At 62.5% G+C, this 14,193-nt stretch carries 13 protein-coding genes; 4 read left to right on the top strand and 9 right to left on the bottom strand.

Annotation, left to right across the window (positions count from 1 at the left end):
* Positions 1–44 precede the first annotated feature (44 nt).
* Positions 45–1,274 (top strand): cell division protein FtsZ, encoded by a 1,230-nt coding sequence (ftsZ, locus tag LGY53_RS22190; protein ID WP_225728627.1) that lies wholly within the window; start codon positions 45–47, stop codon positions 1,272–1,274.
* Between the two features lie 474 nt (positions 1,275–1,748).
* Here ftsZ and LGY53_RS22185 read toward each other — a convergent pair whose 3' ends face one another.
* The 6 genes from LGY53_RS22185 to LGY53_RS22160 form a co-directional block, all read right to left on the bottom strand.
* A complete protein-coding gene (locus tag LGY53_RS22185; protein ID WP_225728626.1) occupies positions 1,749–3,005 on the bottom strand; it encodes a KasA/KasB family beta-ketoacyl-ACP synthase in 1,257 nt (418 codons plus the stop codon).
* A gap of 216 nt (positions 3,006–3,221) precedes the next feature.
* A complete protein-coding gene (locus LGY53_RS22180) occupies positions 3,222–4,544 on the bottom strand; it encodes a tetratricopeptide repeat protein (RefSeq protein WP_225728625.1) in 1,323 nt (440 codons plus the stop codon).
* Positions 4,541–4,906: a hypothetical protein gene (locus tag LGY53_RS22175; protein WP_225728624.1), complete on the bottom strand. Its 366-nt coding sequence runs from the start codon at positions 4,904–4,906 to the stop codon at positions 4,541–4,543. Before LGY53_RS22175 ends, LGY53_RS22180 begins: the two co-directional genes overlap by 4 nt.
* A gap of 19 nt (positions 4,907–4,925) precedes the next feature.
* On the bottom strand, positions 4,926–6,368 hold the full coding sequence (locus tag LGY53_RS22170; RefSeq protein WP_225728623.1) for a DUF4041 domain-containing protein: 1,443 nt from the start codon (positions 6,366–6,368) through the stop codon (positions 4,926–4,928).
* 74 nt (positions 6,369–6,442) lie between these two features.
* On the bottom strand, positions 6,443–7,204 hold the full coding sequence (locus LGY53_RS22165) for an ESX secretion-associated protein EspG (protein ID WP_225728622.1): 762 nt from the start codon (positions 7,202–7,204) through the stop codon (positions 6,443–6,445).
* On the bottom strand, positions 7,201–8,886 hold the full coding sequence (locus tag LGY53_RS22160) for a hypothetical protein (RefSeq protein ID WP_225728621.1): 1,686 nt from the start codon (positions 8,884–8,886) through the stop codon (positions 7,201–7,203). The genes LGY53_RS22165 and LGY53_RS22160 overlap by 4 nt, the downstream gene beginning before the upstream one ends.
* A gap of 355 nt (positions 8,887–9,241) precedes the next feature.
* On the opposite strand from LGY53_RS22160, the gene LGY53_RS22155 reads away from it, so the two are divergent.
* From LGY53_RS22155 to LGY53_RS22145, 3 genes are read left to right on the top strand one after another with little or no spacing between them, the layout of a single operon-like run.
* The gene (locus LGY53_RS22155) at positions 9,242–9,517 is read left to right on the top strand and encodes a hypothetical protein (RefSeq protein ID WP_225728620.1); all 276 of its coding nucleotides are present in this window, start codon (positions 9,242–9,244) and stop codon (positions 9,515–9,517) included.
* 23 nt (positions 9,518–9,540) lie between these two features.
* A complete protein-coding gene (locus tag LGY53_RS22150; protein ID WP_225728619.1) occupies positions 9,541–11,451 on the top strand; it encodes an alpha/beta hydrolase in 1,911 nt (636 codons plus the stop codon).
* Between the two features lie 44 nt (positions 11,452–11,495).
* The gene (locus tag LGY53_RS22145) at positions 11,496–12,422 is read left to right on the top strand and encodes a hypothetical protein (protein ID WP_225728618.1); all 927 of its coding nucleotides are present in this window, start codon (positions 11,496–11,498) and stop codon (positions 12,420–12,422) included.
* Positions 12,423–12,474: 52 nt separating this feature from the next.
* On the opposite strand, the gene LGY53_RS44465 is transcribed toward LGY53_RS22145, so the two are convergent.
* From LGY53_RS44465 to LGY53_RS22130, 3 genes are all read right to left on the bottom strand, one after another.
* Positions 12,475–13,065 (bottom strand): DUF3558 domain-containing protein, encoded by a 591-nt coding sequence (locus tag LGY53_RS44465; protein WP_225728617.1) that lies wholly within the window; start codon positions 13,063–13,065, stop codon positions 12,475–12,477.
* Between the two features lie 14 nt (positions 13,066–13,079).
* Positions 13,080–13,478: a hypothetical protein gene (locus tag LGY53_RS22135; protein ID WP_225728616.1), complete on the bottom strand. Its 399-nt coding sequence runs from the start codon at positions 13,476–13,478 to the stop codon at positions 13,080–13,082.
* A gap of 281 nt (positions 13,479–13,759) precedes the next feature.
* On the bottom strand, positions 13,760–14,193 hold a 434-nt coding region (locus LGY53_RS22130; RefSeq protein ID WP_225728615.1), incomplete at its 5' end, for a DUF397 domain-containing protein.

Below are 14,193 nucleotides of genomic sequence, written 5' to 3'. Positions count from 1 at the left end.
AATCCGCAAACGACAGGCTTTAGATCGAAGGAAGGCGAGAGCCCATGACGCCCCCGCACAACTACCTTGCAGTGATCAAGGTCGTCGGTATCGGCGGCGGCGGCGTGAACGCCGTCAACCGGATGATCGAACAGGGACTCAAGGGAGTCGAGTTCATCGCCGTCAACACCGACGCGCAGGCGCTGCTGATGAGCGATGCCGACGTCAAACTCGACGTCGGCCGTGAGCTCACCCGCGGTCTCGGCGCCGGTGCCGATCCCGAGGTCGGCCGCAAGGCCGCCGAAGACCACAAGGACGAGATCGAGGAGGTGCTCAAGGGCGCCGACATGGTCTTCGTCACCGCCGGTGAGGGCGGCGGCACCGGCACCGGCGGCGCGCCGGTGGTGGCCAGCATCGCCCGCAAACTCGGCGCGCTCACCATCGGCGTTGTCACCCGGCCGTTTTCGTTCGAGGGCAAGCGCAGGGGCAACCAGGCCGAGGTCGGGATAAACCTGCTGCGCGAATCCTGCGACACCCTCATCGTCATCCCGAACGACCGGCTGCTGCAGCTCGGCGACGCCGCGGTGAGCCTGATGGACGCGTTCCGCTCCGCGGACGAGGTGCTGCTCAACGGTGTCCAGGGCATTACCGACCTGATCACCACCCCCGGCCTGATCAACGTCGACTTCGCCGACGTCAAGAGCGTGATGTCCGGTGCGGGCAGCGCGCTGATGGGCATCGGCTCGGCGCGCGGTGAGGGCCGCTCGGTGAAAGCGGCGGAGGCGGCGATCAATTCGCCGCTGCTCGAGGCGTCGATGGACGGTGCGCACGGCGTGCTGCTCTCGATCGCGGGCGGTTCGGATCTCGGCCTGTTCGAGATCAACGAGGCCGCCTCGCTGGTGCAGGAGGCCGCGCATATCGAGGCCAACATCATCTTCGGCACCGTGATCGACGATTCGCTCGGCGACGAGGTGCGGGTCACCGTCATCGCCGCGGGTTTCGACGGCGGCGGCCCGGCCCGGCGCACCTTCGACACCACCACCCGCAGCCACATCGGCTCCGGCCGGGCGGGTGAGATCTCTGCGGGCCGGTCCAGCGAGGTCGCCGCGCGCACCGAAACCGGTACCGGCACCACGTCCGGCACCACTCGCGGCATCCCGAGCTACCGGGAGTCCGAGCGGGCCCGCCTCGCCGAGCCGACGGTCTCCGGCAACAGCCGCTCGCATATCGAACCCCCCGACGCCGGCGACGATGACGACGATGTCGACGTCCCGTCGTTCATGCGCCGCGGTTAGGTTCGATAGCTAGCTATCGGCACCGGCCCTCCGGTGCCCTGGGATCCAAAAGGTGTGGTGCATCCCGGCTTTCACCGGGGTGAGGAGCAGTTGTGGAGCGCGGAGCGGGGGAGTCCGAGCTCCACAGGTGACAGGTGATTTCGTAAGCACATGGGTAACTCCATGTGCTCACGAACGGCTACCTTGCGGTTGGTGTCGTTGTCAAGAGCGGGTCGTGTCGAATGTCGTTGGCCCTGCTGGCCCCTGAACTGCGGATACGTTGTAGTCTCGCCTGATTCGAGCTGCGCTATCAACTATTAGCGTTGGCGTCGTTGGTTGACGTCAGTCATTAAATGGCGGGATTAATGGCAATCAGCCACGGTCAGCCAGCAATCGCAGGGACAGGGCGGGCGGGGCCGGATGGTCCACGGTCACGCTGCACACGGTGCATCCGGTGCGCGCCTAGCCGTCGGACCTGGGCAGGGGCTTCTGAAGTCAGTAGCGCCCGAAAGCGAGGGCGACGTTGTGCCCGCCGAATCCGAAGGAGTTCTTGATCGCATAGTCGATGCGGCTCTGCTTGGGCTTGCCGGTGACGATGTCGAGATCGATTCCCGGGTCCTGATTTTCAAGGTTCAGGGTTGGCGGGATGATTTCGTCACGGATGCTGAGAACGGTCAGAACCGATTCGAGTGCGCCAGCCGCACCGATCGAGTGACCGAGCGCCGATTTCGGTGCATAGATCCGTGGGTGATTGCCCAGCGCCTGGTTGATCGCGTTGGCCTCGGCGCTGTCTCCAATGAGGGTCGCGTCGCCGTGTGCGTTGACGTGGCTGATGTCGTTTCTGGACAGCCCGGCGGTCTGCATGGCCCTGGTTATCGCGCGTGCTACGTGGGTGCCGGTCGGGTCGGGTGCGACCAGGTGGTAGCCGTCGGAGGTGATGCCGGTGCCGAGCAGCCGGGCGTGGATGGTCGCGCCGCGGGCTTTGGCGTGGTTCTCGGTTTCGACGATCATAAGAGCCCCGGCCTCGCCCAGGACGAGGCCGTCACGGTGGGTGTCGAACGGCCGTGAGGCCGCCTTCGGGTCGTCGTTACGGGAACTCATGACGCCCGTCACGGAGAACATCGCCACCGCTAAGGGATCGATGCACGCCTCGACGCCGCCGGTGACCACCATGTCCGCCTCGCCCATGATGATCATTTGCCATGCTCTCGCAATGGCTTCCGCACCCGAGGCGCAAGCCGACAACGGCGTGACAACGCCTGCTTTGGCGTGCAACTCGAGCCCGACCACGGCCGATGGCCCGTTCGGCATCAGCATTTGCGCCGTCAATGGCGATACCCGCCGGTAGCCGTGCTCGGCCATCAACTCGCGAGCGTGCAGGGGCACCTCACCGCCACCATTTCCGGTGCCGATGGCGACGGCGAGTCGTTCGGTGTCGACGTCCGGGCTGCCCGCATTCGTCCACACCTGGCGCCCGAGGACCGTCGCCATCTGCTGCGCACTCGCGAGCCGACGCAATTCCACCCGGGGCAGCACGGTTTCCGGCCGTACCTTCAACCGCCCAGCGATCCGTACCGGCAGCGCGTAGTCATGCACCCAGGGCTGGTCGAGCGGGCCGATACCGGACTCGCCGGCCAGCAGCCCTGCCCAAGTGCCGTCGACGTCGCCAGCGATCGACGTCGACGCCGCCACAGCTGTCACTACGACGTCGGGGAACCGGCCATCGACCGCGAACGGATTCCGCACCCGCATGTCACCTTCCAATCGGCGCGCCGGAGAGAGCTGCCGCTTCGAGCCGATCCCCCGAGTGCCCAAACGAGGGGGAATATGCCTCAATGCCTATTCGCCACATCAGGACTTACGGATGGGGGTTCTTGACGCGCAGACTAATTGTGGCCATTAGCCTTTGGGATGGCCGGAAATGCCGATTACGCAGCGGTTGCGGTGAGGTGGACTTTCTTCTCGGTCTCAGCGTGATTGCCTGTGCGGGGCGGGGCCGCGGAGTTTTTCGCTGATGCGTTGCGGGCGGTTGTGGCCCGCGCGGTGCCACCAGGTGGTGGCTTCGGTGAGTTGGCCGCGGTAGCGCAGGCGGATGGCGAGGTTGTGCATGGCGTTGGTGTGGCCGAGTTCGGCGGCGTGCCGGTACCAGGTGAGCGCTTCGTCGAAGCGGCGGGATTTGTCGAGCATGAGGGCGAGGTTGTACATGGCGTCGATGTCGCCGCCCTCGGCGGCACGCTGCCACCAGTACTCGGCATCGGCGTCTTCGTGGATTCGATGCAGCAGATCTGCCAGGTTGCCCATGGCTGCGGTGTTGCCTCGTTGGGCCGCGTCGAGGTACAGCGGGTGTGCTGCGCGGAGTTTTCCCTGAGTGCACAGTAGGTTGGCGAGGTTGTTCATCGCGCCGGGGTGTCCGTGCAACGCCGCAGTGCGCCAGGCGTTTTCGGCCTCGGCGAGGTCGCCTCGTTTAGCGGCACGCTGACCGCTGGCGAAGACTTCCTCGGTGGCGCTGTCCGGGGTGGCGAGCGGGTCGATGACCAGCGGGACCACGGCGTTATCTGATCTGGTCCGGTAGCCGGGCGGGGTGAACAGGCGCAGATTGCCGGTGATGTTGACACTGCGTCGCACGGGACGGGGGTGGCCGTTGCGGTGCAGGATCTGGTCGATGTCGCCGTAGAGCTGGTCGAGGGTGAGTCCGATGCTGCTGGTGGCGGCCGTGAGGAGGGCGTCGGTGAACGCGGTGTGGCGGTGGCCTTCGGGCGCGAGAGATGGTTCGTTGCGAGGGGAGGAAGCGATCGTGTAGGTGCCGTTGATGTCGATTTGGCCGTTGACGACGGTGGCGGGGGCGCTCATGGCTTCGAAAGCTCGTCCGGAGAAGCAGCAATCCAGGATCAGGATGCGGGCACGGGCACGGGCGGTGGCGAGTTCGTCGCGCAGCGCGGCGAAGGGTATGGAACTCCATTCGGGGTGGTCGGGGTCGCTGCCGGTCAAGGCTAGGTGCAGGCGTCCGCGCCGGTCCAGCAGGCCGTGTCCGGCGTAGTACACCACCAGCACCTCCTCGGCCTGGTCGGCGGCGTTGGCAAGGAGTTCACCGACCTGCGGAGGTGTGTCGGGATCGATCAGCGCGGCGCAGTCCTCACCGCGGAGCGCCGCACCCGTCGGTGCGGTGAACAGTCGGGTGAGGTCGTGGATGTTGTTGGCGGCGGCGCGGATATCGGTGATGGCGGGGTGGGTGTATCTGCTCACTCCGATGAGGGCGGCGCGCCAGCCGGTGCGCGTCGACGCGGGGGTCATTGGGGTTTGTTCGACTGGTCGAGCAGTGTCTGCAGTGCCTGGGTGATTTCGGGGGTTTTGACGCGTTTGGCGTCGAGGGTGAGCTCGGTGTGGTCGAGGGTCAGGGTTACCGCGATGTCGGACCGCCGGTGGGCGAACCATGCAGTCAGCGATTGCGCCAGCGCGGACCCAATGCCGCGCGCACCGAGAGCCACGACGAGCACCTCGGCCAGGTCGCCCATCTGGCCAGGGCGAATCGGTTTCCTCGGCATGCTGACCCGGCCGCGCAACTCGTCATCGGCGTTGAACCACTCGAGGAGCCCGAACAGCTCGTCGGCGTTACCATCGGTGCGGATTGTCAACTCGCCGTTAGGTTTTGGCATGCCAAGCATCCTTGTCTCGTCATTTTTGCTGGTTCGCGTGGCGCGCCGCAGCGAGGCTGCGGCGGTAATCCTCGGCCTCGGCGTGGTCGTCGAACAACAGGAGTTCTCCGGCTAGCTCCTGCATGTGTTCGCGCACCTCAGCAGGAGTGACCCGGAAGAATTCACGGCGGGAGTTGACCTGGTTGACACGCTTGTCGGCCAGACGGCGATGCAATTCTTCTTCGATACCGGCGGCGTCGGAGTCGAAGTGCATGGCGTGCACGTCGTATTTGAATGGCACCGACGAGTTGCTCAGATCGCTGACGCGGTCGTACGGGTCGATCCGGCGGGTCATGCCGATCTGGACCATATTCTCGCCGAATGCGCCGATATTCGAGATGACGTACACATAACCAGCGCGGAGATTGCCCGCCCGGTCCGCGAGGGCGGTTTTCTTCTGCTCGATGTCCGCGAGTTTGTCCTGCAGATCGTGAGCCTTGGCGGAGTCGGTATCTCCGGCGGCTTCGAGTGCAGCGAGGGCCGATGCGTATTGCTGACGCTGTTTCTCGAGTCTCTGTTGCTCGCGTTCGATCTCCTGCTGCGCCTTGCGGTCCTCGCGCAGGCGGTCACGTGCGTCGCGTTCGGCTTCCTTCTGCCGGGCGAGCTTCTCCAGATAGTCGGCGGTCAATTCCAGCTCGCGGCGCCGGAGCTGGTGATACCGGGGCGTGATACGCAACTTCATGGTCTTGCCGAGTCGTTCGATGGTGGTAGCCAACCGGTCGAGACGTTCCAGCGCGGTGTCCAACTTGTGCGGTTTGAGACTCCGGACGAGGTAGTCGGCCTCGGCGTTGTAGGCGCGCAGCATCAGCTTCGACGTCTCCCGAATCATTTTGCGGCCCTGGGCGACCGAGCCGTTGACCTCCCAGCTCGACGCGGCCTCGATCGCGCCTCCGTCGCGCGCCGCAGCGTACTTGATTTCACCCTGCAACTTTTCGAGCGCGGCACGGTAGGAGACCACATCTGAGAGTGGGTGGCGGTATCGGTAGATACCGATTTCCTGGAGGACCTGTTCCTCTTCAGCGTTGATCACCTGCGTGCGTACGCTGTTCAGTTCCCCTTGGGCGTTGGTCACTTCTGTTCGCACGCTGTCCAGGCGCGCCTGCTCCGCAGTGACCTGCACAGCGAGTTGCTCACGGTAGCGCTGAAGTTCGGCGACCTCGAGGCCGCCAATGCTGGACAACTCGGCTCGAAGCCGCTGGATCTCTGTCAAAGCAGCGGCCAGATCCTGAGATTGGCGTTTCGCGTAGGCACGAACGCCGAACATCGGCACCTTCGAAACCGCAGGCACACCCTGCGGGGGATGTGCGGTGCCGCCGGTCGCTGGCGCGGGCATCAGGTCGCCGATCCAATCCGTACCGTTCCAGTATCTGCGAAAGCCTGGATTCTGTGGGTCGGGATACCAATCCGGCGGCGCGGTGTTCATGATCTTCCCCCTTGGTGCAGTCGCGCATTCGAGAATGCCACCACCTCGTAACGCTGGTGGGTAAAATGCGCAATTCAAACGTGGTCGAGCTCAGCGCTACGGTGCAGTTTTTGTGCGATGGTCTCGTTGGACGAAGGCGTGACGACAGTATCGTTTTCGTCGACCTCGATGACGTATCGGCCAGCGGCCGGGTGGTTGTTGTGGATGTCGATCCAGCTCAGGTAGCTGGGTGGATGCGGGCGCGTGTTTCGTAGGTGGCGTTCGATGCGCAAGTGTCCTTCGGCGGTCCGTGGTGCTCGCAATAGCAGCCGGATGCGTTCTTCAACCGGATGCTTTCCGTGCACGTTCCGTAGCCACGAACTGGGTGGTTCCTGGCCGCGCACGCGCGGGGTGTAGCCGATCATCTGTCCGGCGGTTCCAGCCGGTGCGGGCGGCATCGTGGCGGCTATATGGGTGCCAAGGTCGGCGGGGCGTGTGACAACCAGTTTGAGGTTTCCGCCGAAATCCGCTGTCACGCCGGACTTCTGGAACAGGATCACCCCAAGGCGGCCTGCTGCTGCGGCGAGTGATCGGACCCGTTTGTGTGAGGCGTGGGATCGGCCGGTGCAGATGATCCGCACCTCTGGGTCGGCGAGGACCCGCAGCGGTCCGATCAGATCTGCATTGCCTCGACGTGGATATCGTCTGCTGATCTCTGCCACCTGACGTGCGTATTCGTCTTGGGTTGGCGGGGATTCGATGATGCTGATCGGATAGGGGTATTCGTCTAGTCCGGTTTCGGCCCACACCCATGCGAATTCGTCCGGCGTGAAGTCCCAGACCGTTTGCGTTTTCACCGGTTGGTGTCTGCCTGTCCCTGCCGATCGTTCCTCGCCGGGCCGCCTTCAGGACTGCGGTCGTCGTGAAGCCCTGCAAGGCGCAGAAGTTCGGCCATTTGGTCTGCTGACATCGGGTTGTCGTCGGCCACTGGTGTGTGCTCAAGTTCTGGGGGCACGATATCGGGGTCAGGTATCGGCTCGGAATGAGTGGCCGCGCTTGATGGTGATTCGGTGCCGCCTGGGGCGTCGTCGACGTAGTGCGGTATCTGCAAATCAACCGGAGGCGAAGGAGCTGGGCTAGCAGTGGGTATGTATTGGTCTGCGGCGCTTGCGGTTTCGGCCCTGAGACCGGTGCTGGTGACGTCTAGATCGTCGCCAATCACTCCGATCGATGGTCCGAGTCCGTCGGTCCAGTCCGGATGTACTTGCCTGAGATAGTCGGGTGCGCGATGCTCGGTTTCGTTGTTGTCTTCTTTTCGACGGGCGGCACCAGGCGCCAGCGAGCCGGTCTGACCGGCCGCAGTAGTCGGCGCACCGCGTGTTGCGATACCAGGGGTGACGATCCCCGGTGGCGTCGTGCCCGGAAGTCCCGGCCGAAGTGTGCCGGGTGAACCTGGACCGGGATTCGAACGATTCGGAGTACTCGGGTTCGCCGGAGGTGGCGATTTCGGGTTGAGCGCGGGGCTGCCGGGCGAGGTCGTGGTGCCGGGGTTCAGTCCTGCGGGCGTGGTGGAGGTGGCAGCCGGGTCGGTCTTTGTTCCCGATGACAGGTTGTCGGGGGCTGTACGGCTGGTGGGGTTGGTCGCGCTGGATGGATCGGTTGCGGTGGGTTGGGTCTTCGATGGGTCGGCATTGGGATCGGTCGGGTCTTGTTTCGGCGAGCCCGAATTATCCTCGGGCGGATGGTTATTCGGGTCGTTGCCGCGTCTGGACACGGTGTCGCCGGGCTTCCCGCTAATGCTGCTGTCGGGCGCGTCACCACCATTTGAAACCTGGGGTACAGCCATGTAGGCGGGAACGCCGGTCCCTGCGGGTGGGAAGGCCGGGGTGTAGATGCTGTTGACGGCGCGGATTGCGGCTTGGCGTGCCTGCTCGCGAGCGGTACTGGCTTGATCGTCGGCTGCGGGGTTGACCAGGCCGGGGAGGATCGATTCAGCGGGATTGTCCGGGTCGGGTGTGGTGACAACAGTTGGCGGTGGCTGAACGGCGGTCTTGAGGGCCTCTGCGGACCAGGAGAGCGTGTCGAGTCGGTCGGTAACCGAACTGAATACCTGGCCGATCTGATTGGCGGCATGGGTGAACTGCTCGGAGGCGGCTTTGGCCGCGTCGCCACTCGCGCCTTGCCAGAGCCCGTTGCCGAAGATTCGGTTCAATCCGATCAGATTGAACGTAGAGAGGTTGACGAGGTCGGAGTAGGTGTCGAACCACGTTCGCCGCAGGCTTTGCAAGCCCGCGGCGTCCATGCCGCCAGGGCCGTGCACGGCTTGGTAGATGGCCTCGTGCGTCATGCTCTCGAAGTGTTCGACAGTCCGCACATAATCCGGATCCGTTCCGGCACCTAGGTCGGTGAGGCTCTGGTCCTGGCGTTGCACCCGTCCCTGAGCTTCGCTGGCCTTCTGCTGTGCGGCCTGCATCTTTTGCTGGTCGAGCAGATCTTGGAGCGAAGGAACCGGCAATGAAGGCTTATCGTTGTCACCCATCTCGTGCCCCCCGAAGCTGCGTGTCTCGTGTTCGGCAGGTTTCAAAGCCTAACAGTCGAGTTCTGCGGTGCGCACCGATGCGAAAACCCTCGACCCCCTATGTGCGGTTATCGCGGGATCGGATGCGGTTGTCCCTGCTAGGAGATGCCCGGTACGGTAATCCGATCGACCGTTTGCCGCCCATACGGGCGGAGTTTTCGCTTCGAGGGGGAATATCGTGAGCCCGGATCCGACGCCACCACCAGTTGCGCAGCCACCGACCGCGACATCCCAGCCCCCTGCCCCAACGGCGTCGCCGCCCCCAGGCCCCGCGCCGACAGCTCCCGTCGCTCCGCATCTCGGGCCGGCGTTGGGTGTGCAACCTGAACAACTGCAGGATATTTCGAAGAAGTGGCATCAGGCCGCCGACGACATCGACAAGTACGTGTGGTCGGCTCTATCGGCAGCTGCAGGTGAGGGCAGCGACGTACTGACAGCGATTCGTGACAGTGCCGATCCAGCAAAACAAGCGATGAGATCGATCTCAACGCGGTTCCAGACGATGGCGGACCTGGTGGATAAATTCAGGGCGAACGTCATCGACAAAGACGCCGAAATCGCTGGCGAATTCGGAAAGCTGAGCCCTCGCTGATGAGACCAACCATTCCGCAACTGATGGGCTGGCAGCTGGAAAATCTGAAAGCAGCCGGTGTGACCGCGCGTCAGAACGCGGAAGCTCTCTTCCAGGCGTTGAATGATTGCTCACGTGTGGTCACCGATGCTCGCGACTGGCACGGGCAAACAAGAGATGCGGCGCTCAAACGGACTGACGAAGAGATAGACCACGGTCACGAAGTCCGCAACCTGCTGTTGCAGTTCGCCGACGATGCGGCTGATGCCTACCAGGATTTCCTGCCTGCGGTGAAATATGTGATAACCCAGGCGGCTGCGGCGGTGGCGGACGGTTGCAGGATCGGCGAGCAAGGTTCGGTGACCCATCCTGATACGAATAACAAAGACAAACAAGCGGCAGCCGGTGTCTATCAGCTGAATATCTCAAGCGGGCTCAATGAAATCGAGCGAATTGACAACACCTACGGTCAACGCCTGCGAGAAGTGCAGGCCAGCTTGGCGGCCATCCGTGACGGACAGCCGACGGTGACATTCCCCAGGTGGCCCGAGGGACACCTGACACCTCACCAGGCGGTGGATCGCCTGTCGACTCTACCCGCCAGTGTTGTCGCTGAAACTATGGCGAAAATGAGTCCTGCCGACATCCAGCAGATGGTGATCGCCGACCCGGCGAAGATGGGCAACCTGAACGGCGTGCCGTTCGATGTTCGAATCGCCGCAAACCGGCTCAATATCGAGAACGCTCTCGCAGGAGAGCGGGCCAAGCCCGAGAAAGAGCAGGACAAAGGTAAGATCGATCGCCTGAAAGGATTGCTTGATCCAATCCCTGACCCGACCAAGTCCAAGAGAGTGCCGAATATAGATCCGATCACCGGGAAAGAGAAGGACCCGAAAACGGGCGAGCTATCCACGTCGGACAAGAAGCCGTACTACAACATAGAGAAAGCCGACGGCACCAATCCATTCGACGCCGCAATGGTGGACCGCAAGTTCATCGCATTCGATCCGAACGGTAACGGGCGGATGATCGAAATGTTCGGCGACCTGAAACCGGGCGTGAAGGGTACCGGGGTGTACGTACCTGGCACTGGTACCGATCTGTGGGGATCTCGGGATAACGAGACGGCCGCTTGGAACCTTTCTCAACAGACAAAAGGCCCCACCTTCCTCTACATGGAAGGCGACTTCCCGCATGGCCTCGGCAAGGACGGTGCGATGGATCCGAAGTATGCCGCGGATATGGCGCCGCGGCTGGTCGACTTCGGCAAGGAGATCGATCGCGAGGTCTCCCAGCATGCGCCTGGAACTCCCGTCACCTACGTAGGCCACTCATATGGCGGTTCGATCGTCGGAACGGCCGAGCAGTTGGGATTGCGGGCCGACCGAGTTCTGCATGCTTCCTCGGCGGGCTCCGGGATCTACGACACCGAGTGGAACGATCCCAATCCGAACGTGAAGCGGTACTCGATGACCGCTCCGGGCGATTTGATTCATGTGGCGCAGGATGCACCGCGTCGATTGCCCGTGGAGATTCCGGACAACCCTGTTATTCCCAGCCGCAATCCGCACGGTGGCCTCCCGGAAGGTACCGACCCGGACAGGATTCCCGGCGTCACCCGGCTCGACACTGGGTACTACGGGGACCACAACCACGACGGTAAGCAAGAGGTGATCTTCGGAAAGGATGGACACGGAAACTACTGGAACGACCCGGATTCCACCGCGTTCCGTAACATCGTGGGCGTGATCGCGGGTACCGAGGTGACCGGTTACGTCGAGCGTGGCGTCGAAACCGACTACATCAGTGTGAAACCAGGCGACGACGGGAATCTGGGGGAAGAGGCCGCCACCGCAGCCGAGGCGGCAGCTTGGGAGCAAGCAGGCAAGAAACCATACGATAACCCACGCGTCACCAGTAACCCGAACCTCGGCCCGACGATGCCGGTCCGATGAAGCTACGCCGCACAGGGGCCATACCCCTCGCAATATGCGCACTCTTGCTGTCGAGCAGTTGTAGCCATGGCCCGCCGTCGAGTGGACCGACCAACAAAGACATTCTCGATTCGACCGGATTAACCGTCGCCGACGCCGAGATGGTCATGCTCGACAACATGGTCGCAATCTCGCCGCAGCCAGCCTTTTCGTATGCGACCCCGATCGATCGCGCCGGGTGCCAGGCAAACGCCTCGGGCGCGCGCAATGGTCCGCCCTGGCGGTTGTCTGCGATCAATACATTCAAATCGGTATCTTCGCAGGATGGTGAGGCCGTGCTGGCGAAGGTTGATGCCTTGGCCGCACGTGGATACACAATCCGAACCTCCGACGCGGCCAACCCTCGAAGCCGTCACTTCAAAGACAAGCGCGGCTTCGAGATCGGAGCGAGTTACGCACCCGGAGAAACAGGCACGGGCGATCTGATTGTGCAGGCATCCACTCCCTGCGCAGCCGAAAAAGAATCACTCGAGATCACACTTCGCGATGATGAAGCGAGCATACGGGCCGCCACACGAGTAATGCTCTCCGTCAACAGTTCCGGCGACTGGGACGCCCTCGACACCGTCGCCTGCAACCCGCTATCCGACAAGATTCGGAAGCTGCGCTACGGCTGGATGACGGTATCCCCGGACGGGACTATTACCCGTGACGAGAATCTGGTGGATGAGAGTCTGGAGACTGAGCGAAAGGCCAACTTCGCGGCACGCGGCTACGGCTGGATGGTCGATATCTCCAATGTCCAATGGACCGACATGAACGGCCAACAGGACCTTCTCACCCCAGTCGAGGCAACGGCTGAGATAACTGTTCGGTACGAACGGCACGCCCAAGGGCTCGACAGCAACAACACCGCACGGTACCGAGCCCGATACAGCTCATACCGGGAGGTCGACGCGAAATGGCACATCTGCGCTTGGGATCCGGTCTGAGCACGCCATCGACAATCTGGTTGATCTCGGGCATTGGCCAGGCTCAAGCCCGTTATTTGCCGTTGAGGGATTCCTCAATCGTCTTAGCTATCTCATCAATTCGCTGACATGGTGGCTCGTTGGTGAATGCGCCGTTGACACTCTTACCGACATCGATGGTCCCGTCAGGGCCGGTCATCGTTATGTAGCAAGCCTCGGCATTGTTCTTTTGATACGTGATCGCATCACGGCCGTTGATTTTTATAGCTCTAGCGTTAGCGCCTTCTCGGGCTCGAAATTCATCCAATGTGATGTTCGTCGAGGACACCGTCAAGTTGCTTGTAGTCAGGAGTTGTCCTCGTATTTGCTCTTTGTGTGCGAAGGTGCATCCAATGAACGCATATGAATCGTGGATTTGATCAGCTCGGGCGCGAGTGCTCGGGTCGAACCCGGCGCTCGAGACAGCGGCATCAGGCAGTTCTGAGCATGGGTCATGCTTCACATCGGTGCGTCCCGTACTCACCTGTGCGGGGGGCGGAGCGACCGAGACCGCCAAGCTCGGTCGAGTAGTTGCAGTTTCGGTCTGGGAGGGTTCTTTGGCCGAGCCGGCTCTATCGCATCCCGCGAGGACCGCTGTGGCTGCACAGAAAGATGCCACTGCCATTATTCGCATCGTAGTCATGCGCGGGCGTCACCCAATCCTGGGTCTTTTTCCGCAAAACGGAGCGCATCCGCGTGTATCTGGTCGGCCTCGGTGATCAGGTTGCCTGCGCGCAAATATGCCTCCTGTAATCGCATCGCGCCCTCGATCAGGTGATTTATAGCAATCATCCCTTCGGCCGCTTTGTTCGAGAAACCCGCCTGCAACTGCTGCGCCGACTCGAATCCACCGAACCCGCTAGCCTGCGTCGCCTTCTGCAATCTCTCGCGAGCTGCATGCAACCCGGTAATCATTCGGTCATACAACGCTACGGCCTCTCGTACGGCCGCCTCCTCGAAATGGATAGTCCCTGCTCGCGCCGCGTCGTTGAATGCCGCAATCTTGCCCTGACCGTAGTCGATATTCACCTTGGCCACGTCAACCCCCAGTCTCGGCTTCGTCACAGGCTATCAGCAGGAACGGCCGACGAGGTAGTAGCCACCGAAGGGGCGGACGATGCGGCCACGCGTCCTGTGCTGGTGCTCGTTCCGTGGGGTATTCGGTGTGGTGCTGCATGTAATGCTCGGTGAGGCACAACCCTGACGGGATGATCAATATCCACCTCACTACAGCCTCATTGCTGCGGCTGCGACGTAGCCCGGCCGTAGCAGTGAGGCAGACCTAGGCGACGTCACCCAGGTCACGTCACGCACTCGGTTCAAGCAGCCGCGAGCGAAAATTCCCCTGCTTGAATACCAGCGATGAAGGCATCCCACTCAGCTTTTGTAAAGGTCAAGGTAGCCTCCGCGGCCGAACGTACAACCGCGCCACCGTTCTCGGTGCGGTCGATCGAAGGAATGTCGGCATCTCGATCCACAGCCTCACCCGACACCGCAGCCAGGAATACCTGCCACGATGTAGCTGCAATGCTGATGACTGGTTGTGTCGTGGGATCGTTCGCAGCGTCGCGCAGGTATTTACTGTCACGCAGCAGCACATAATCTAACGTCGGCTGAATTTCGACCCGATCCGACATGTCTCGCGAGAATGAGGACTTAACCCAACCGAGGTTGACCCCTCTCTGCCAGACTCGGATGAGACCAGTTGGTCTGTTAGTTTGCTGAGGTTTGTGTAGGGCGAGATCGGGATTCG

This window comes from Nocardia sp. JCM 34519.1 (genome assembly GCF_020361265.1).
GTDB lineage: Bacteria > Actinomycetota > Actinomycetes > Mycobacteriales > Mycobacteriaceae > Nocardia > Nocardia arthritidis_A.
Note: the sequence above shows the minus strand (reverse complement) of the source record. Positions and strands in the feature narration are given on the sequence as shown.

What these genes read in the sequence shown, in the direction of transcription:
- LGY53_RS22170 (WP_225728623.1), bottom strand. Translation starts at nt 6,368, where the DNA reads ATGAACACCGCGCCGCCGGATTGGTATCCCGACCCACAGAATCCAGGC.
- ftsZ (WP_225728627.1), top strand. Translation starts at nt 45, where the DNA reads ATGACGCCCCCGCACAACTACCTTGCAGTGATCAAGGTCGTCGGTATC.
- LGY53_RS22175 (WP_225728624.1), bottom strand. Translation starts at nt 4,906, where the DNA reads ATGCCAAAACCTAACGGCGAGTTGACAATCCGCACCGATGGTAACGCC.
- LGY53_RS22185 (WP_225728626.1), bottom strand. Translation starts at nt 3,005, where the DNA reads ATGCGGGTGCGGAATCCGTTCGCGGTCGATGGCCGGTTCCCCGACGTC.
- LGY53_RS22160 (WP_225728621.1), bottom strand. Translation starts at nt 8,886, where the DNA reads ATGGGTGACAACGATAAGCCTTCATTGCCGGTTCCTTCGCTCCAAGAT.
- LGY53_RS22180 (WP_225728625.1), bottom strand. Translation starts at nt 4,544, where the DNA reads ATGACCCCCGCGTCGACGCGCACCGGCTGGCGCGCCGCCCTCATCGGA.
- LGY53_RS44465 (WP_225728617.1), bottom strand. Translation starts at nt 13,065, where the DNA reads ATGGCAGTGGCATCTTTCTGTGCAGCCACAGCGGTCCTCGCGGGATGC.
- LGY53_RS22150 (WP_225728619.1), top strand. Translation starts at nt 9,541, where the DNA reads ATGGGCTGGCAGCTGGAAAATCTGAAAGCAGCCGGTGTGACCGCGCGT.